Below are 18,357 nucleotides of genomic sequence, written 5' to 3'. Positions count from 1 at the left end.
GGAGAACACCCGCCATGCGGAAGATACTCATCGTCGGAGCCGGCCAGTCCGGCCTCCAGCTCGCTCTCGGACTTCAGTCACAGGGCTACGAGGTCACCCTGATGTCCAACCGCACGGCCGACGAGATCCGGTCCGGCCGGGTCATGTCCACGCAGTGCATGTTCCACACCGCGCTCCAGCACGAGCGCGATCTGGGCGTCAACTTCTGGGAGTCCCAGGCCCCGCGCATCGAGGGCCTCGGCGTCTCGGTCACCGCGCCCGACGCGTCCCGCGCCGTCGACTGGGTGGCCAGGCTCGACGGCTACGCCCAGTCCGTCGACCAGCGCGTGAAGATGGCCGGCTGGATGGAGACCTTCGCCCAGCGCGGCGGACAGCTCGTCATCCACGGCGCAGCCGTCTCCGACCTGGACTACTTCTCGCGTACGTACGACCTGGTGCTGGTCTCGGCGGGCAAGGGCGAACTGGTCTCGATGTTCGCCCGCGACGCCGCGCGCTCCCCGTACGACGCACCGCAGCGCGCGCTCGCCGTCGCGTATGTGCACGGCCTCGGCCCGCGTCCCGAGCACCCCGACTACGACGCGGTCCGCTGCAACCTCGTGCCCGGCGTCGGCGAGCTCTTCGTCATGCCGACGCTCACCACCACCGGCCGCGCGGACATCCTCTTCTGGGAGGGCATACCCGGCGGCCCTCTCGACGTCTTCCAGGGCGTCAAGGACCCGGCCGAGCATCTGTCCCTGACGCTCGAGCTGATGGAGAAGTACACGCCCTGGGAGTACGCCCGCGCCACCAAGGTCGAACTCACGGACGCCAACGGCACGCTGGCCGGGCGCTACGCCCCGACCGTGCGCAAGCCGATCGGCCGGCTGCCGGGCGGGGGACTGGTGCTCGGCGTCGCGGACGTGGTCGTCGCCAACGACCCGATCACCGGACAGGGCTCCAACTCGGCGGCGAAGTGCGCGGCGTCGTATCTGACCTCGATCGTGGAGCACGGGGACAAGCCGTTCGACGAGGAGTGGATGCAGTCCGCTTTCGACGGCTACTGGAACACGGCGCAGCACGTCACCAAGTGGACGAACGCGATGCTCGGCGTACCGCCGGAGCACGTCCTGAAGCTGATCGGCTCGGGCATGATGCTCCCGCCGGTGGCGGGCCGGATCGCGAACGGCTTCAACGACCCGTCGGACTTCGAGAACTTCTTCTACGACCCGGAGCTCGCGGAAGATTATCTGTCGGAGGTCGCGTCGGCCTCCTCCGGAGCCTCGGACTCCGAGTAGCCGGTGTCCTGCCCCGCCGTGGCTCCTTCGGGCAGCGGCGGCGGGGTGTACGCCGGCAACGGCTCACCCTCCGGATCCGGACGGACCGCGCCCAGCAGGGGATTCGCGGCGATCGGAGAGACCTTCACCGACGTCCCCGGGCGCGGCGCCTGGATCACCATTCCGTCGCCCAGATAGATCGCCACATGCGTGGCCTCGGGGAAGTAGATCACCAGATCGCCGGGGCGCAGCGAGCGCAGCGGGACCTTCGGGAGTTCCGCCCACTGCTCCTGGCTGGTCCGTGGGATCTCCAGGCCCGCGTCCGCCCACGCCTGCGAGGTCAGGCCGGAGCAGTCGTACGACTCCGGGCCCTCCGCGCCCCACACGTACGGCTTGCCGATCTGGCCGGCGGCATACGTCAGCGCCCGCTCGCCCTGCTCGGTCGGCGTCCGCTCGCCGCCGAGCACGCCGGAGGCCATCAGCTTCTCCTGGGCCTCGGCGGTGCCGGACGCTTCGAGCGCGGCGAGTTCGGCGATCTCGTCGGGGGAGAGCGAGGCGAGCATCTTCTCGACGTCCTTCAGCCGCGCGGCCGCCGTGTCGCGGGCCTGGCGCTGCCGGGTGGCGAGGGTCTGCTCCCGGTCGAGTGCCTTGCGGGACGCGGCCGCCAGCGTGGCCGCGCGCTGGGCGCCGTTCGCCAGCCTGCTCATCGTGGCCAGCCGGTCCGCGGCCGCACGCTCCATCAGATGGTCCTCGTCCAGCGCGTGCTGAGGGTCGCGGGCCAGCAGCAGCCGCAGATACGACGAGAGCTCGGAGCGGCCCTGGTACTGCTCGCGGGCCAGCCGTCCCGCGTCGCCGTGGCTGTCGGCGAGCGCGTTGCGGGCCTTGGCGAGCTCACGGCCGAGGCGAGCGGTCTCGGTGCGCTGGGTCTTCAGCTGCACCTCGGTGGCGTTGTACGTCTCGCCCGCCGCCGCGGCCTGCCGGTACAGGGTCTGAAGGTCGGTCAGCAGCTCGGAGACGGTCGGCTTCTCCGTGACGGGGTCGGCGGCCGCCGGTACCGCCGCGAACGTCGTGGCCAGCACCGCCGTGGCCACCGTGCGGAGCAACCTGCCTGACACGCCATCACCTCCGGCTGCGGGGAGGGCCGTCCGCCCCACAGCCGATCGTGCGAGCAAGGCGGCCGGAGCGCGATACGAGTGGTCGGTTCAGCGCAACGCGGTCACTCGTCGAGGCGGAGTACGAACGCGGTGCGGCGTGTCACTCCACGTCCAGCGCGTAGAACGTCCCCTCGCGCTGGACCACGAGACTCTTGCCGCTGCCGCCGGGCAGCGGCACATAACGCGCCCCGCCCGGCACGTCCTTCGCACCGGCCTCCTGGAACTTCCACAGCCGCTTGCCGTCGCGCGCGGCGAACGCGGTCAGCTGCGCGCCGTCGCCCGCGAGCACGGTTTGGCCGCTCGCGCTGAGCGCCGTGCCGGGGACGGCGTTCCAGACCGGAGCCTCGGTGGAACGCCGCCACAGGGAGCGGCCGGTCGCGGTGTCGACCGCGCACACCTCCTGATGGCGGTTGGCGACGTACAGCATCGGGCCGCGCAGGACGCCCTTGCCGAACGGGAAGACCCCGGTCTCACCGGCCGCGGGCCGCGCCCCGGCCATCCGCCACTGCCGCACGCCGGTACGGCTGCTGAACGCCTGCAGCTCGCCCGCCACCGCGGCGAAGACCTTGTCCGTCGCGTCGCCGGCGATCGCGGCCGCGGGCAGGACGCCCGGCAGCGCGAAGGCCTGCCGCCGCCGGCCCGTCTTCCGGTCGAACACCAGCAGCGTGGACGCGCCCTTGGCGGTCTTGCGCTGCGCGGCGGTGAGCGAGGCGGCGTCCTGGCGCACGACGATGTCGCCGGGGCGGACGGCGATCAGGTCGTAGCGGGGGATGCGCGGGGCAAGGCCGCCTGGCACGGGCGTACGCCACAGCCAGCTGCGGGCGGCGAGGTCGTACGCGAAGAAGTGCGCGGTGAGGGCCTTGCCCTTCCTGATGTGGCCGGTCATCCAGAGCGTGCTTGAGTCGGAGCCGGACAGGCCGCCGAGGGTCAGCGTCTCGCCGGGCCCGGCCAGCGCGGTCTTCGCGACCCGGTGCCGGATCTTCCCGTCGCGCGCCGAGATCCACACAAGCTCTGCCGTCGAGTCGACGAGACAGAGCTCGTTGTCGACGGGTACGGCGCGGGTGACCGATGCGGCGTCCTTGAGCTGCCACAACTGCCGGCCGGTGCGCAGATCCACGCCGGTGGTGTGCTCGGGCGCGGTCAGCACGAGGACGCTGCCGCCGCCGCAGACGGTGGCGTTGGGCGCCGCCCCGGCATGCTCGTACCGCCACACGGGCTCGGGCGCCATCCCGGCGACCCGAGCGCGCCGGACGGGTGTCGTGGGCTTTGCCTTGGGCGCGTCCTCCTCGCCACCGAGGGCGTACACGCCGCCTCCGCCGAGCACGACCCCGGCGGCCCCGGCGACCACGCCCACGAGCACCGCGCGCCGAGAGGTCCCGTCGGCACTCGCGGGCACCTGCCGCACGCCGAGAGCGGCCGTGGGCCGATCGCCCTGCCACCCACCGCCGTGGCCCGCCGTTTGCGGAGCAGCGGCGGCGGGCGCGAACGGTCCGGCGGGGCCGTGACCCTGCCCGCCGCCGAACGCCGGTGCGACGGCTGCGGCGGAGCCGCCGCCCGCATGCCCCGCGGCCACCGAGCCACGGCCGGAACCCGCCTGCTGCGGCACGATCGCTCCGGTGGGGCCGTGCGGCGCGGGCGGCGCGGCCGCGTAGCCGCTGGGCGCGGGTGCCGCGACCGGTGCCGCAGGCGTCCACGCTCCTGCCGTCCGCAACGTTTCCGCAGCTCCCGCCTGTCCCTCGATCGCCTCCGTCAGGACACCCGGCAGCCAGCCGTCCCGTGCCAGCGCCGACGCACCCTCGAGCGCCAGGTCCGCCGCCACCGTTCCCGCCGGTGGGCGGGACTCCGGCGGCTTCGAGAGGCATGAGGCGATCAAGGGGCGCAACTCGTCGGGGACTCCCGCGAGTTCGGGTTCTCCGTGCGCGATGCGGTCCGCGTCCGGGAGCGGGGTCGTGCCCGTGGACGCGTACGAGAGGAGCAGCCCCAGGACGAAGATGTCGGACGCCGGTCCCGGGTCCGCGCCCGTCGCCTGTTCCGGGGTCAGATAGCCGAGCTGGACGGAGAGTCCGCCAGGACCTGCCACCGCGCCCGCCGCGGCGCCCAGCGCTCCGAACGCGGTGAGCCGCGGGCCGTCGGCCGCCAGCAGGACCGTGTCCGGGGCCAGGCCGTGCAGGACCGCTCCCGTGGCGTGCACCCGGGACAGCGTTTCCGCGAGCGCCGCGCCCAGTATCCGGACCGTGCGTTCCGGCAACGGGCCGGCGAGGGCGACCGCCTCACGCAGCGTCAGCGCCGGGACGTACGCGCTCGCCGTCCACAGCTCGTCGCCGTCCGTCCGGGATCCGAGCGGCTCCGGCACCCAGCCTCCGGCCAGCCGTTCCGCCGTCCGTGCCTCGGACTGGTAGCGCCGCCGGAACGCCGGCACGGCCGCCAGTTCGGGCCGCGCCCGCGAGACGGCGGTCAGCGAACCGTCGGCGTCGAGCGCGAGATACCGGACGCTGCTCGCCGACTCCCCGAGACGCGCCAACGCGCCGTACGGCCCGATCCGACGCGGATCATCCTGCTGCAGCGGCTCCATATGCGAGCTTCCCCCTAAGGTCCCGGCGATCTTATGGCGCGCCGTTCGGCTTCGACCAGGGCCACTTCAGCTCGCGCCGCTCCTTCCCCTCCGGCGCGTACTCGTACTTCCAGCCGCGCAGCAGACCGAGCCGCTTGGTGTACCCCGACGGCACGCGCCGGTAGGTGTGCACCGTCGGCGGCGTGCCGTCGTCGTTCGGCACGGGGATCTCGTACCACTTCGGCGGATGCCCGGTCGGCCCGGTCAGGACCGGCAGTACGCGCCCGTCCAGTGGCCCGCCCTCAAAGGAGGTGTTCTCGCTTCTCACGGGAGCCAGTCTCACTCAGGCCCGCCGCGGCCGAGCGGCGGCCCACCGGGACCGGGCGGCCCACCGTACGTGGACCCGTACGAGTGTTGTCAGGGACCCGCTCGGTCCGCGCCGTTGACGGCCCAAGGACCGTGGCGTATCACTTTCGGCTAGTGCCGTAACTCCCGTTTCTTTCGGAGGTGTTACCCCCTGTGACGACGCGACGAGCGTTTCTCGCCGGCTCGACCGCAGCACTCTCCACCTCTGTACTGTCCTTAGCAGCCCCGAGTTCCGCGTCCGCCGAGGAGGCGCTGATGCGCGTTCCCGTATCCCTGGGTGTTCCGCTCGCCGACGTTCTGCTCCTGGGTGGCGTGGTCGCTCCGCGACCCGACGGCAAGCCGGCCATGTGGAACGTCTCGACGGGCAAGCCCGCGTATCTGAACGCCATCGACCCGGCCACCGGCAACCAGCTGGTCAGCGCGCCGCTGCCGGGGGCCGACGGCTCCTGGGCCGTCACCGCCGCACCCGACGGCGTGTACGCGGGAACGTACGGCAACGCGCATCTCTACCGCTGGAAGCCGGGCGCCGGGGACGTCGCCGAAGACCTCGGCCTGCCGCTCGCCGGGCAGACCTTCATCTGGTCGCTGACCTCCGACGCCGACGGCAAGATCTGGGGCGGCACGTTCCCCGGCGGCAAGGTGTTCCGGTTCGACCCCGAGACCAGGGCGTACACCGACTTCGGACAGGTCGTCGCCGGTCAGACGTACGTTCGGAGCCTGGCCTGTGCGGGTGGCAAGGTCTACTCCGGCTCGTACGCCGCCGCGCACATCGCCGAGCTCGACCCGGCGACCGGCTCGATCACCGAACTGCCCGCGCCCCCCGGCCTCGGCACCATCGAGGGCAAGGCCGTCTACGACCTCGACGCCTACGGCGGCCGCCTGTACGCGCGCATCGGCTCCGACCTGCCCGGGCCGCTGTTCGTCTACGACCTCGCGACCCGCACCTGGACCGACGAGATCCCGGACGCGCACGGCCTGAAGATCTCGCCGCCCGACTCCGGCGGTGGCATCTACCTCATACAGCGCAGTGAGCTGCGCCGCTACGACCCGGCGACCAAACAGCTCACCGCCACCGGACTCACCTTCACCGGCAAGGTGCAGAACACCCGTTCCATCGGCTGGGCGGAGCTGGGCCTCGCGGACTATCCGGGCCGCAGTGTCGTCGGCACGCTCTGGCGCGGCGAGATGTTCCGCTACAACCCGGCCACCGGGGCGTCCGCGATCCTGGACACCAAGGTCCGCAAGGAGCCGATCGAGATCCTGGCGCTGGGCGGGGGCGGCCGGAAGACCGTCTACGCGGGCGGGTTCCTCAACGGCGGTCTGGGCACGGTCCGTACCGACACCGGCGTCTCCGCGTTCCACCGCTTCGCGCAGATCGAGTCGATTCTGCAGGCAGCGGACGGCACGGTCTGGCTCGGCGTCTACCCGGAGTCACGGCTCTACCGCTACCGGCCGGACCAGCCCTGGAACAGCCCCGAATACTCCCCGGGCGGCCCGCCCGGCACTCCGCCCAACCCGGAGCTCGTCTTCAACCTCGGGCCGCAGCTCCAGGCGCGCAGCAAATGCCTCGCCGAGGTCGACGGCAAGATCGCGGTCGGCACGGTCCCGGCGGGCGACCGGCTCGGCGGCGGCGTTGCCGTCTACGACCCGGTCTCCGGCAACTGGGAGTTCACCCGCAACATCTCGCAGGACGAGAGCCTGTTCGCACTGGCCGCGTACGAAGGAGTGGTCTACGGCGGCGCCAGCGTCACCGGCGGACTCAGCACCACACCGCCCACGCGCAAGGCCGGCGCGGTCTTCGCCTGGGACGTGAACCGCCGCGAGAAGCTCTGGGAGATCGAGCCGGTCAGCACCGAAGGGACCGTCAGCGCCCTTGCCATCGGCCCCGACCGCAGACTGTGGGGTCTCGCCGGGCACACGCTGTTCGCGGTCGACCGGCAGACGCACGCGATCGTGCACACCTTCGAACTGGGCACCAGGAGCACCGGCGGGTCCATCGTGGTCTCACGTTCGAAGCTGTTCGTGAGCGTCGACGGCGGGCTCATCTACCGGGTCGATCCGCTCGCGCCGCATCGCGATCCGGTGCTCATCGTGGCTTATCCGCACCGGCGGCTGACCGGCCATCAGGACGGAAAGCTGTACTTCAACCGTGTCGCCGAGCTGTTCGTGGTGGATCCCCGCAGCTGAGGCATTGACATGCCAAATCCTGCCCGGCTAGTTTCGGCCCAGGCCGAAACTAGCCGGGCTCTGGCTCCCTTCTCAGGCCTTCCGGAGGCCCCCATGAAGACAGGCTTCAAACGCGCCGCCGCACCTCTCGCGCTGTTCACCCTCACCGCCCTGCTCACCGGCTGCGGCGGCGACAGCAGTTCGGGGTCGAAGAAAGTCACCGTGTGGATGTACCCGGTGATCGCCGACCCCAAGGCCAACGCGGCCTACTGGTCGCAGATCGAGAAGGACTTCGAGAAGTCGGAGACCGGGGTGCAGCTCACCGTCGAGCAGCAGCCCTGGGAGAACCGCGACGAGAAGCTCGCCACCGCGCTCAGCGGCGGCAAGGGCCCTGACGTCGTGCTCCTCGGGCCCGACCAGATCCCGCAGTATCTGAGCAACGGCGCCATCCGCCCGGTCGACGGCGCGCTCAAGGGCACCGAGGACAAGTTCCTGCCCGCCGCCCTCGACGCCATGAAGCAGGACGGCAAGGTCTACGCGGCGCCGATCTACCACACCGTCACCACCACGCTGTACAACAAGAAACTGCTGGCCAAAGCGGGCATCAGCAAGCCGCCTGCCACCTGGGACGAGATCAGGGCCGCGGCTCCGAAGCTCAAGCAGGCGGGCGCGTCGGTCCTCGACTACTCGGCGGGCAACGAAGCGACACAGAACCTGAACTTCTATCCGCTGCTCTGGCAGGCCGGCGGCAAGGTCTTCGCCGACGACGGCAAGAAGGTCGCCTTCAACGGACCCGAAGGCGTCGAGGCGCTCACCTTCATCACCGACCTCTACAAGTCCGGCGGCATCCCGAAGTCCGCGCTGACCAACGCCAACGTCGTGGCCGACCAGGCACTCGGCAAGCAGCAGGCGGCCATGGGCTTCTCCAACACACCGGCCGACGCCTCCGTGGCCGCCCAGGCCTGGGGCCAGGAGAACGTGCTCGTCGGCACCCCGCTCACCGGTGCCAAGCAGATCGCCTTCGGCATCCCCGGCGGACTCGGCATCAACGCCAAGTCCGGCAATGTGTCGGGAGCCGAGAAGTTCCTGGCGTTCATGACGCAGCCGGCGCAGTTGCAGTCGATGGGCAAGGCCAGCGGATTCCTCTCGCCGCGCACCGATGTCACGGTCCCCGGTGACGGCCCGTACTCCAAGGAGTTCCAGGCGGCCCTCGCGCAGGCCTATCCAGGTGAGCCCAACCCCGCGGCCCGCCAGCTGATGTCGCTGATCGCGCCGGAGATCCAGGCCGCGCTCACCGGCAAGAAGAGCCCGAAGGAAGCCCTCGACGCGGCGGCCAAGCAGGCCGACGACCTTCTGGCACGGCAGCGTTGAGCAAGATCTCGACCGATACCGAGTCGAGCAAAGCGCCGGCGGCCGGGCCTCTGGGCCCGGCGCCGGTCCGGCGGAGCGCGTACAGCAGGACCGTACGACGGCGCGAGGCACGCATCGGGCTGCTGTTCGTGGGCCCGATGCTGCTGCTTTTCATCGTCTTCCGGTTCGGGCCGACCCTCGGCGCGGCGTTTCTGTCGCTCACCGACTACCGGCTCAACGGCGAATGGCAGTTCATCGGCGGGGACAACTACTCGCGGCTGATGGACGACGACCTGTTCTGGTCCAGCCTGGGCGTCACCGCGCTCTACACGGCGTTCTTCGTGCCGATGACCGTGCTGCTCTCGCTCGGCACGGCCCTCCTGCTGCACCGCACGGTCTGGATGCGCGGCTTCTTCCGCGGCGTCTTCTTCCTGCCGTACGTCACCAGCATCGTGCTGGCCGCCGTCATCTGGAAGTGGATCTACGAGGTCCAGGACGGGCTGCTCAACGCCACGCTCGGCGTGATCTCGCTGGGTCCCGTCGACTTCCTCGGCAACGAGGACCTCGTCCTGCCGTCGATCGCGGTCACCTCCGCGTGGAAGGGCTTCGGCTACTCCATGCTGATCCTGCTGGCCGGACTCCAGTCCATCCCGAAGCATGTCATCGAGGCCGCCACCATCGACGGCGCGAACGGCTGGCAGCGGTTCCGCTGGGTGACGCTGCCGCTGCTGCGGCCGGTGCTCTTCTTCGTCCTCGTCATCGAGGCCATCGGCTCCTTCCAGGTCTTCGACGCGATGTATGTGATGACGGCGGGCGGTCCCGTGCGCTCCAGCTACTCGCTCGTCTATCTGCTCTACGACACCGGCTTCAAGTTCTTCGACTTCGGTTACGCCAGCGCGATCGGCCTGGTCCTCTTCCTTGTCGTCCTCGTCTTCTCGCTGATCCAGCGCAGGCTCATCGGCAGAGAGGCGGACTGATGGCGCGGCTGCGACTGCCCGTAATGCTCGTTCTGGTGGCGCTCGTCACCGTCACACCGTTCGTGGTGATGGTGCTGGTCGCCTTCGCACCGCCCGGCGGCCAGACGCTGCCCGGCGCCTTCAATGTCACTCGCGCCACCTGGGAGAACTTCTCCGACGTCCTCGGCAGCGCGGACATCACCCGCTGGGCCCTCAACTCGCTGATCTACTCGGTGGTCTCGGTCCTGCTCATCCTGCTGTTCTCGTCGATGGCCGGATACGCCTTCGCGAAGAAGCGGTTCCCGGGACGCGAGATCCTGTTCTGGTCGTTCCTGGCAACGCTGATGGTGCCGTTCCAGGCCACGCTCATTCCGTACTACATCCTCGTGTCGGAGATGGGCGGCGTGGACACCTACTGGGGAATGATCGTGCCGACGCTCGCCAACTCCCAGGCCGTGTTCCTGATGCGGCAGTTCATCCACCAGCTGCCCGACGAGCTCTTCGAGGCAGCGAAGATCGACGGCGCGTCCGAGTGGCGCATCTACACCACCATCGTCATCCCGCTGATCCGGCCGATCCTCGCCACGCTCGGCGTCTTCGTCTTCCTCTGGCACTGGAACGACTTCCTGTGGCCCCTCGTCATCGGCCAGTCCTCCGAGATGCGCACGCTCACCGTCGGACTGGCCACACTGGAGGGCGAGAACGTGGCCGTCAACCAGATCATGGCCGGAGCCACCATCACCGTCGTGCCGTGTCTGCTGGTCTTCGGGCTGTTGCAGCGGTATCTGACCGACTCGATCGCCACCAGCGGCCTGAAGACATGACCGGCCGCAGATGATGACCGTCGTCGACCTCAACCGGATGCTCGGCCCGCTGCCCTACGACGAGGTGGCGAGCCGCGATCCGGCCGGGCTCGTCGGCGAACTGGACCGGCTGCGCATCGACACCGCGTGCGTGGTGCACACGCATGCCGTGTACGGAGATCCGCGCGACGGCAACGCGTCGCTGACGCAGGCACAGGGCCCGAGGCTGCTGCCCGTACCCGTCCTGATCCCCGGCCCGCTCGGCACAGTGGGATTCGGCGACTCCGGTCTGGTGCGGCTGTGCCCGCGCGAGCACAGCTGGTCGCCGACCGGCCCGCACGCGCTCGCGCTCGCCGCCGAACTGGCCCGCACCCGCACCACGGTCCTCCTCGGCTGGGACTCCGTGAGCGCCGCCGAGGTGCACCAACTGGCCGGCGCGCAGCCGTCGCTGCGGATCGTGCTCACCGGCACCGGCTACCGCTCGCTTCGCGAACTCGCCGAACTCATGGACGTACACGAGGAGTTGTACGTGGACACCTCGACGCTCGCCGGTCATCTGCAGGTCGAGTGGTTCGCAGGACGGTACGGCGCCCGGCGTGTTCTGTTCGGCACCGGCGCGCCGGTCACCGACGACGCGGGACCGCGCCATCAGCTCGACAGGCTCGAACTGCCGGACGCCGACATCGCACTGATCGCGGGCGGCAACGCGCTGCGACTGCTCGGCGCGGACGGTCGGCCGTGACCGTCATCGACGCGCACGGCCATCTCGGACGGTGGCCCGCGTTCGCGGTCACGGACGGCTCCGCCGACAGCCTCGTCCGCGTCATGGACCGCTGCGGAGTGCACGTCTCCTGCGTCTCGCACCTGCTCGCCGTCGGCCCCGACGCCCGCGCAGGAAACGCCCTCCTGCTCGACGACCTCCAGCGGCATCCCGGACGCCTCCTCGGCTATGCCGTCCACAACCCGCACGACCCCGAGGCCCCGGCCCGGCTCCGGGACCTGCTGGACGCGCCGGGCGTGATCGGCGTCAAGCTCCATCCCGAAGTCCATGAACTGGCCCTCGACCACCCCGCGTACGCCCCGGCCTTCGACATCGCCGCGGACCGCGGGCGTCTCGTGCTTGCGCACAGCCAGCACGCCTCCGCCTGGTCGGATCCCGTCCGCTTCGCCGCCGTCGCGCCCCGCCACCCCGAACTGCCCATCCTCATGGGCCACTCCGGCCTGTGGACCAGCGGCTTCGCACCCGCCGCCGAAGCCGCCGCCCGCTGCCCGAACCTGGTGCTGGAGACCTGCGGGTCGCGGATGACCGGGCGCCATCTCGTCCGACTGGTGGCGGAAGTGGGGGCCGAGCGCATCGCCTTCGGCTCCGACGCCGTCTTTCTCGATCTGCGGATCGGCCTCGGCCGCGTGCTGCTCGCGGATCTGACCGAGACCGACCGGACGCAGATCCTCGGCGGCACCATGGACCGCCTGTTGAAGGGCCTGAAGGGCTTGAAGGGTCTGGAAGGGCCGAAGGGTCTGACATGACGCCGCCCGTACGCACCGAGGGCTGGCCGCAGTGGCCGCCGCCGGCCACCGACGAGCAGCGCGAACGGCTGCTGCGCGTGCTGGACGGCGGACGGTGGGGCGCGACCGCGGGCAGTGAGACCGAGTCCTTCGCGGCGGCCTTCGCACGGAGCGTCGGCGCCGCGCACGGCGTGTGCACGGCCAACGGCACGGTGGCGCTCTTCCTCGCGCTGCGCGCGCTCGGCGTCGGGCCGGACGACGAAGTGATCGTGCCCGCCTACACGTTCGCGGCCAGCGCCACCGCGGTCGTCCTGGCCGGAGCCCGGCCCGTCGTCGCCGATGTGCTGCCCGACACCCTGCACCTGGACCCGGAGGCCGCCCGGCGGCTCATGGGCCCACGGACCAGGGCCGTCATGCCGGTGCATCTGGCGGGAGCGCCCGCCGACACCGAGGCGCTGAAGTCACTGGGCATCCCGGTGGTGGAGGACGCGGCCCAGGCGCACGGAGCCCGCCGCCACGGACGCGCCGCGGGCAGCCTCGGCGACGCGGGCTGCTTCAGCTTCCAGTCCAGCAAGGCGATGACCGCGGGGGAGGGCGGCATCGTCGTCACGGACGACCCGGAGACGTACGAGCGGCTGTGGTCGCTGCACAACGTCGGACGCCGCCGGGACGGCGGCTGGTACGAACACCCGGAGGTCGGCTGGAATCTGCGGATGACGGAGTTCCAGGCGGCCCTGCTCCACCCGCAGCTTCCGTTGCTGGGAGCCCAGACGGAGCACCGGGCTGCCAGGGCCGCGACGCTGTACCGGGCGCTGGAGGAGGTCGAGGGTCTGGAGCCGATCGGGCCTCCGGCGGGCACCACCCGGCACACCTGGCACCTGGCCATGCTCCGGTACGACCCGGTGGCCTTCGCCGGGCATCCCAAGGCGGCGTTCCTGCGCGCGATGTCCGCCGAGGGCGTTCCGCTGGACGCCGGCTACCGCTCGCTGTCGCGCGAGCCTTACACCGAGGGTGGTCCGTGCCCGGTCGCCGAGGCGGCCGAGGGGTCGGTGGTGTGGGTGCGGCAGCCGATGCTGATGGCGGACGACGCGGCGATGGGGGACATCGCCCGCGCGGCGCTGGAGGTCCAACGAGCCTTCAGAAGACACCCGTTCGCTCGGTGAGCTGCGGGAGCACTTGCGTACCGAAGGTCTCGATCGCACTCAGCGCGTCGGCCTGCGGCATGCCCGGCGGCTGGACCCGCAGCACCACACCGTCGGCGCCCATCTCGCCGTACTGCCCGAGCCGCTGCACGCACTGGTCGACCGAACCGATCACCGAGCGCGCCTCGATGTCGTCCCACTCCTGCGCATAGCGCGCGGCATCCATCGAGGTGCGCTTCCAGCTGCCGTACGCGTCGTACAGATCGCGCAGCGGGGCCTCCAGAGCGCCGCGGGCCTCCTGGGAGGTGGCGGCGGCATAGCCCTCGCGACAGACGATGACCTCGGCGCCGAGGCTCGCTTTGCCGCGCGGGTACGCGAGGTACTGCGCGATCTTCTCGGGCAGTTCCTCGTCCGTCTCGTTGAAGGACGTCGTCCAGCCGTCGCACATCCTGGCCGTACGCTCCAGAGCCGCCGGGACACGGCCGCCGTTCCAGATCCGCGGACGCGGGGACTGCACGGGCCGCGGCGAGACGAACGCGTTGTCGAGAGAGGTCCAGCGGCCGTCGTGGGTCACCTCGTCCTCGGTCCACAGCCTGGTGACCAGTTCCAGGCACTCCTCGAACCGCGACACGCGCTCCCGCGGCTCCGTGCCGAACAGCGCGAACTCCTCGGGCCGGTAGCCCAGCACGAAGCCCGCCGTCAGCCGGCCGCCGGACAGCACGTCGATGTGCGCGAGCGTCTCGGCCAGCCACACCGGGTGGTAGACGGGAGCGATCAGCCCGGCCGTGGCGAGCCCGATCCGCTCGGTGTGCGCGGCGAGATAGGCCAGAGAGGTGACGGCCTCGTGATAGCCGGGGCGGTGCACATGGCGCTCGCCGAGCACCACCCAGTCGAAACCGGCCTGTTCGGCCATCCGGACCTGCTCCACCGCGTCGGTGAGCCGTGGCCGGTCGGCCTTGTCCGCGAAGAGATTGACGTACAGGCCGAGACGCATGGAGCGCTGGGGCATTCTTGCTGGCCTTTCTCGCTGGCCATTCCTTTACGGTCCGGGCCGTAAAGGCTAGCGTGTCGCCAACGACCGCAACAGACGGGAGAGAGCGCCCATGTCTGCGACGGAGAACCTGGTGCACAGGCTGCGCGGCACCGTACTGCCCGCCGTGGCCACGCCCATGGATCCCCGGGGAGTCGTGGATCTCGGCGCGCTGCGCGGCTACGCGGAGCGGATCGCGGCCGAGCGGATCGGCGGCGTCGCCGTATGGGCGCACACCGGCCGCGGTCTCCATCTCTCCGAACCCGACCGGGAACAGGTGCTGCGCATCTGGCGGGAGGCGGTCGATGGGCCGATCGTGGCAGGCGTGGGGGTGCCACGATCGGCTCGCGCGAGCAACTTGCGGGAGGCCTGGGACGCGACGGTCGCGATGGCGGTCCACGCGGCGGGCCTCGGCGCGGACGCGGTGATGGTCTATCCGCTGGCGCAGTTCGCCGCCCGCCCGGAGGGCGAGCGCGAGGCGGTACGGCTGCACGAGCGGGTGGCCGAGGCGAGCGGGCTCCCCGTCCTCGGCTTCTTCCTGCACGGGGAGGCGGGCGGCTATCCGTATCCGCCGTCGCTGATCCGCCGGCTGCTCGCGCTGCCGTCCGCGGCCGGGGTCAAACTGGCCACGCTGGACCGGGCGATGGCCTGCCAGGACGCGATCCGCGCGGCGGAGGGCAGCGGAAAACTGATCGTGACGGGCGAGGACCGGATGTTCGGCCCGTCCCTGATGTGGGGAGCGGACACGGCCCTGGTCGGCATCGCGGCGGCGCGGGTGGGCCTGACGTCCTCGGTCCTTGCGGCCTGGCACTCCGGCGACACGGCCGCCTTTGTGCGGGCGTCGGCCCGCCTGGACCGCTTCGCCGAATCGACGTTCCTGGAGCCGATCGAGGGCTATGTCCAGCGGATGCTGTGGGCGGCGGTGTGGGAGGGCCTGCTCCCGGAATCGGCGGCCCACGACCCGTACGGCCCGGAGCTGCCGGCCGGTGAGCGCGAGGCGGTTGTGCGGTGCCTGGAGACCCTCGCGAAGGAGGAGGACTAGGGCTCCCGCCCTCGGACCCTCCGGCACGGCCTCCGGCTGTTGCCACTTGGTGGCTTGGCCCCCGGACCTCACGGCCTCATTCCCCAGCGCCTGCGGGCGCGGGGCTGAACCGGGTTGCCGGACTTCCGCCCCAAAACCCCGCGCCTCCGCGCCCTGCCCTGCGGGCGCGGTTGACCGCAAGTGCTGAACACCGGCCGTTGCCCGGCTCAGCCCCGGATCCCGCTCGCCCGGACGGCGAAGCACGTCCCGCGGGCCGGAGGCCGAACGGGGACTGGGGGCGCAGCCCTCGGCTATGGGAAGGCGCGGCGCGGAGGGAACGGCTCCGTCAGGCCGAACAGGTCCACCGCGTTCCGCCACAGCACCCGCTCCAGCTCGTCCGCCGAGAAGCCCGCGTCCCGGATCACACCCAGCGACCAGCACGGGTCGATCAGCGTCGAGTCCGTGCCGAACAGCAGGCGTTCCACCGGGACCCCCGACTCCCGCGCGTAGGCGATACGGCCCGCGTCCGTCACCGTCCGGCAGTGCTCCAGGTACAGGCGGTCGCACTCGGCAGCCGCGCCTGCCGCCTCGCGCCAGGCGTCGCCGCCCGCGTGGCCCACGATGATCCGCAGACCCGGGCGCGAGGCCAGCAGTTCCGGCAGGAGCGCGACCTCCGGGCCCCAGGCGTGCAGGAGCAGCGGCACACCCGCCTCCGCCACCACGTCGAAGGCCTCGGACATCTCGTGCGAGCCGATCAGCCGGCCCGGATACGTCGTGTGGATCTTCGCGCCCACGAACCGCCCGGTGGCAAGGCACCGCCGCAGATCCTCCGCGCTCTCCTCGATGCGGTTCGGGTTGACCACGGCGTAGCCGAGCAGCCGCGGATGCCAGGCCAGCACGTCCCGCAGCGCCGCGTTGCCGGCCACCGCGTCGTACACGACCGCCTCGGCCGCCGAGACCAGCTGCAGGTCGATGCCGTACCGGTCCATCAGCCGCAGGTTGTACGCGGCGTCTCCGTTGTCCATGTGGAACGGCCACGGCCCCACGTGCGCGTGCACGTCGATGATCGGCATCAGCCCAGCAGCTCCTCGACGTTCCCGCCCGCGATCGCGGCGCGCTCCGCCTGCCCGATGTCCGCGTAGCGCAGCCGCAGCGTCTGCGGCGAGATGTCCATGAACGGCGTGCGCGAACCGAAGACCAGATGGCGTGCCCCCGCCGTCTCCACGACCCGTTCGATCGCGTCTGGCGCGGAGAGCAGCCGCGTGGTGGCCCGGAAGCCCGGTTCCTGCCGCGCCAGCAGCAGGAAGTCGGCCAGCACGTACGAGTGCACGTCGAGGAAGACGACCTCGGCGCCACGGCCCGCGAGCACCGGGCCGTAGCGCCGCGGATCACCGTCGTGCAGGATCACCAGACCCCGCGCGAGGGCCTGTTCGACCACATGGCGGTAGCCGGGGAAGTCCGGCTCGACGTCCTGCTCCTCGGTGAACAGCCGCAGAAACCGCACACCTTCCGCGTCCAGCGCCTCCAGCCGCTCCTCCGCGGCGAGTGCGTCCCGCAGATCCACGGTGCCCACGGGCAGCAGCTCGGGACAGTCGGCGAGGTCCTTGACCGTACGGACATTGCCCGCCGCGTCGTCGAACAGCGCGCCACGGGTCGACATCGCCAGGGCGTGCGCGACGGGAGAACGGGCGAGACGGGCCCTGACCTCGGCGAGCGGGACGTCGGCGTGGTGCCGGGGCCAGGGCCCGTACAGCACGTCCACGTCCCAGCCGATGTGCTCCTCGGGCGTGACCCGCAGCCAGTCGTACTCGCTCACCGATTCCCCATCCGCTTGTGCACCGATCGGATCGCGCGCGCGATGTGCTCGACGTCGCCCTCGTCGTACGCCTCGTTCCACGGCAGCGCCAGCAGCGTACGGCCGATCAGCCGCTCCGCCTGCGGACACAGGCCCGGCGGATACCCCGGCAGCGCGGGGTTCGCGTACAGCGGACGTTCCAGATAGCCGGGCATCGCGGGGACGCCCTCGATCTCCAGGTCCTTCGCCCAGCGCGCGTTGTCGTCGACGAGCAGCGGGAACACCCACCACGCGTGGCCCGGGAGCGCCTGGGGCGCGGTGACGCCGGCCAGCCCGTCGAGCGCTTCGATCAGCTGCCGCGCCCGCTCCCGCCGCCGTGTCACCACCCCCGCCACCTTGCCAAGCTGCGCCCGCGCCACCGCCGCCGTGAGTTCGGTCATCCGGTAGTTGAGGCCCATCTCGCGGTGGATCCGGCCCTCGCTGCGGTCCCAGCCCTTGTCCATGAACAGCCGCATGTGGCGGGCCAGCGCCGGATCGTCGGTGATCGCGAGCCCGCCGTCGCCCGCGGTGATGTGCTTGTACTGCTGCAGGCTGAAGCAGGCGATGTCGCCGGCGGTGCCGAGCAGCCGGCCCGCCGCGTCCTCGCCGAGCCAGGCCTGTGCGCAGTCCTCGATGAGGACGAGTGAGTGCCGGTCGCAGATCGCGCGCAGCGCGTCGATGTCCGCGGCCGCGCCGAAGAGGTGCACGGCGATGACGGCCTTGGTGCGCTCGGTGACGGCCGCCTCGACCGCCGCCGGATCGAGGTTGCCGTCATCGGGCCGTACGTCCGCGAACACCACGCGCGCACCCTGCGCCATGACCGGTGCGACCGTTCCGAAGTCCGAGATCGGGGTGGTGATCACCTCGTCGCCGGGCCCGACCCCGGCCGCCGCGACCGCCAGATGCAGCGCCGCCGTTCCCGAACTGCAGGCGACCGTCTCCCGTCGGGAGTACAAACGAGCCATCTCCGCTTCGAGGGAACGTGCTTCACTGCCGAAGGAGCTGCACAGCACCGCGGAGTCCAGCACCCGCAGCACCGCGGCCCGTTCCTCCTCGCCGAAGGTGCGGCCGCGCGGACCGAGAACTGTCGGCAGTGGCATTTCCCGTTCGGGCATCGGGGCACTATCCTCTCCGCAAGCATGCGGTTATGGCCTGGGCCGAAATTAAGACGGCGGTTGCCGGACGTCAACCCGGGCGTCAGCCCCGTCCAGAGCTACCCCAGAAC

At 71.3% G+C, this 18,357-nt stretch carries 16 protein-coding genes; 9 read left to right on the top strand and 7 right to left on the bottom strand.

Annotation, left to right across the window (positions count from 1 at the left end; all coding sequences use genetic code 11):
- Positions 1-14 precede the first annotated feature (14 nt).
- Complete coding sequence (locus ACH4YL_RS08645; RefSeq protein ID WP_398506125.1) at positions 15-1,274, top strand: styrene monooxygenase/indole monooxygenase family protein; 1,260 nt, start codon at positions 15-17, stop codon at positions 1,272-1,274.
- Here ACH4YL_RS08645 and ACH4YL_RS08640 read toward each other — a convergent pair.
- The 3 genes from ACH4YL_RS08640 to ACH4YL_RS08630 all read right to left on the bottom strand — a co-directional run bounded on the left by ACH4YL_RS08640 (position 1,223) and on the right by ACH4YL_RS08630 (position 5,286).
- The gene (locus ACH4YL_RS08640; RefSeq protein WP_398506123.1) at positions 1,223-2,368 is read right to left on the bottom strand and encodes a C40 family peptidase; all 1,146 of its coding nucleotides are present in this window, start codon (positions 2,366-2,368) and stop codon (positions 1,223-1,225) included. The genes ACH4YL_RS08645 and ACH4YL_RS08640 overlap by 52 nt on opposite strands.
- A 139-nt stretch (positions 2,369-2,507) precedes the next feature.
- Positions 2,508-4,979, bottom strand: coding sequence for a PQQ-binding-like beta-propeller repeat protein (locus ACH4YL_RS08635; protein ID WP_398506122.1), 2,472 nt, complete (start codon positions 4,977-4,979; stop codon positions 2,508-2,510).
- A 31-nt stretch (positions 4,980-5,010) separates the two neighbouring features.
- Positions 5,011-5,286, bottom strand: a complete 276-nt coding sequence (locus tag ACH4YL_RS08630) for a hypothetical protein (RefSeq protein WP_398506120.1) — start codon at positions 5,284-5,286, stop codon at positions 5,011-5,013.
- 293 nt (positions 5,287-5,579) lie between these two features.
- Between ACH4YL_RS08630 and ACH4YL_RS08625 the strand changes: the two genes are divergently transcribed.
- From ACH4YL_RS08625 to ACH4YL_RS08595, 7 genes are all read left to right on the top strand, one after another.
- Positions 5,580-7,511 (top strand): hypothetical protein, encoded by a 1,932-nt coding sequence (locus ACH4YL_RS08625; RefSeq protein ID WP_398506118.1) that lies wholly within the window; start codon positions 5,580-5,582, stop codon positions 7,509-7,511.
- Positions 7,512-7,604: 93 nt separating this feature from the next.
- Positions 7,605-8,861 carry an ABC transporter substrate-binding protein gene (locus ACH4YL_RS08620; RefSeq protein WP_398506116.1) on the top strand — a complete coding sequence of 419 codons (1,257 nt, stop codon included), beginning with the start codon at positions 7,605-7,607 and terminating at the stop codon, positions 8,859-8,861.
- The gene (locus tag ACH4YL_RS08615; protein ID WP_398506114.1) at positions 8,858-9,817 is read left to right on the top strand and encodes a carbohydrate ABC transporter permease; all 960 of its coding nucleotides are present in this window, start codon (positions 8,858-8,860) and stop codon (positions 9,815-9,817) included. The genes ACH4YL_RS08620 and ACH4YL_RS08615 overlap by 4 nt, the downstream gene beginning before the upstream one ends.
- Positions 9,817-10,620: a carbohydrate ABC transporter permease gene (locus ACH4YL_RS08610; RefSeq protein WP_398506113.1), complete on the top strand. Its 804-nt coding sequence runs from the start codon at positions 9,817-9,819 to the stop codon at positions 10,618-10,620. The genes ACH4YL_RS08615 and ACH4YL_RS08610 overlap by 1 nt, the downstream gene beginning before the upstream one ends.
- 10 nt (positions 10,621-10,630) lie before the next feature.
- Entirely contained in the window at positions 10,631-11,341 is a 711-nt protein-coding gene (locus ACH4YL_RS08605) for an amidohydrolase family protein (protein WP_398506111.1), read from the top strand.
- Positions 11,338-12,126 carry an amidohydrolase family protein gene (locus ACH4YL_RS08600; protein WP_398506109.1) on the top strand — a complete coding sequence of 263 codons (789 nt, stop codon included), beginning with the start codon at positions 11,338-11,340 and terminating at the stop codon, positions 12,124-12,126. Before ACH4YL_RS08605 ends, ACH4YL_RS08600 begins: the two co-directional genes overlap by 4 nt.
- A complete protein-coding gene (locus ACH4YL_RS08595) occupies positions 12,123-13,268 on the top strand; it encodes a DegT/DnrJ/EryC1/StrS family aminotransferase (RefSeq protein WP_398506108.1) in 1,146 nt (381 codons plus the stop codon). Before ACH4YL_RS08600 ends, ACH4YL_RS08595 begins: the two co-directional genes overlap by 4 nt.
- Here ACH4YL_RS08595 and ACH4YL_RS08590 read toward each other — a convergent pair.
- Positions 13,243-14,256 (bottom strand): LLM class flavin-dependent oxidoreductase, encoded by a 1,014-nt coding sequence (locus ACH4YL_RS08590; protein ID WP_398506106.1) that lies wholly within the window; start codon positions 14,254-14,256, stop codon positions 13,243-13,245. The two genes, ACH4YL_RS08595 and ACH4YL_RS08590, sit on opposite strands and share 26 nt — an antisense overlap.
- A gap of 94 nt (positions 14,257-14,350) precedes the next feature.
- Between ACH4YL_RS08590 and ACH4YL_RS08585 the strand changes: the two genes are divergently transcribed.
- The gene (locus ACH4YL_RS08585) at positions 14,351-15,319 is read left to right on the top strand and encodes a dihydrodipicolinate synthase family protein (RefSeq protein ID WP_398506105.1); all 969 of its coding nucleotides are present in this window, start codon (positions 14,351-14,353) and stop codon (positions 15,317-15,319) included.
- A 290-nt stretch (positions 15,320-15,609) separates the two neighbouring features.
- On the opposite strand, the gene ACH4YL_RS08580 is transcribed toward ACH4YL_RS08585, so the two are convergent.
- From ACH4YL_RS08580 to ACH4YL_RS08570, 3 genes are read right to left on the bottom strand one after another with little or no spacing between them, the layout of a single operon-like run.
- Positions 15,610-16,371 (bottom strand): amidohydrolase family protein, encoded by a 762-nt coding sequence (locus ACH4YL_RS08580; RefSeq protein ID WP_398506103.1) that lies wholly within the window; start codon positions 16,369-16,371, stop codon positions 15,610-15,612.
- Positions 16,371-17,114, bottom strand: a complete 744-nt coding sequence (locus tag ACH4YL_RS08575; RefSeq protein WP_398506102.1) for an amidohydrolase family protein — start codon at positions 17,112-17,114, stop codon at positions 16,371-16,373. Before ACH4YL_RS08575 ends, ACH4YL_RS08580 begins: the two co-directional genes overlap by 1 nt.
- Positions 17,111-18,247, bottom strand: coding sequence for a DegT/DnrJ/EryC1/StrS family aminotransferase (locus tag ACH4YL_RS08570; RefSeq protein ID WP_398506101.1), 1,137 nt, complete (start codon positions 18,245-18,247; stop codon positions 17,111-17,113). The genes ACH4YL_RS08575 and ACH4YL_RS08570 overlap by 4 nt, the downstream gene beginning before the upstream one ends.
- Between the last annotated feature and the right edge of the window lie 110 nt (positions 18,248-18,357).

Source organism: Streptomyces sp. NPDC020681, from assembly GCF_044334895.1.
Classification (GTDB): domain Bacteria; phylum Actinomycetota; class Actinomycetes; order Streptomycetales; family Streptomycetaceae; genus Streptomyces.
Note: the sequence above shows the minus strand (reverse complement) of the source record. Positions and strands in the feature narration are given on the sequence as shown.

Coding starts and splice junctions, on each gene's coding strand:
- ACH4YL_RS08580 (WP_398506103.1), bottom strand. CDS start 16,371: ATGCCGATCATCGACGTGCACGCGCACGTGGGGCCGTGGCCGTTCCAC.
- ACH4YL_RS08570 (WP_398506101.1), bottom strand. CDS start 18,247: ATGCCCGAACGGGAAATGCCACTGCCGACAGTTCTCGGTCCGCGCGGC.
- ACH4YL_RS08625 (WP_398506118.1), top strand. CDS start 5,580: ATGCGCGTTCCCGTATCCCTGGGTGTTCCGCTCGCCGACGTTCTGCTC.
- ACH4YL_RS08610 (WP_398506113.1), top strand. CDS start 9,817: ATGGCGCGGCTGCGACTGCCCGTAATGCTCGTTCTGGTGGCGCTCGTC.
- ACH4YL_RS08595 (WP_398506108.1), top strand. CDS start 12,123: ATGACGCCGCCCGTACGCACCGAGGGCTGGCCGCAGTGGCCGCCGCCG.
- ACH4YL_RS08590 (WP_398506106.1), bottom strand. CDS start 14,256: ATGCCCCAGCGCTCCATGCGTCTCGGCCTGTACGTCAATCTCTTCGCG.
- ACH4YL_RS08635 (WP_398506122.1), bottom strand. CDS start 4,979: ATGGAGCCGCTGCAGCAGGATGATCCGCGTCGGATCGGGCCGTACGGC.
- ACH4YL_RS08620 (WP_398506116.1), top strand. CDS start 7,605: ATGAAGACAGGCTTCAAACGCGCCGCCGCACCTCTCGCGCTGTTCACC.
- ACH4YL_RS08645 (WP_398506125.1), top strand. CDS start 15: ATGCGGAAGATACTCATCGTCGGAGCCGGCCAGTCCGGCCTCCAGCTC.
- ACH4YL_RS08585 (WP_398506105.1), top strand. CDS start 14,351: ATGTCTGCGACGGAGAACCTGGTGCACAGGCTGCGCGGCACCGTACTG.
- ACH4YL_RS08605 (WP_398506111.1), top strand. CDS start 10,631: ATGATGACCGTCGTCGACCTCAACCGGATGCTCGGCCCGCTGCCCTAC.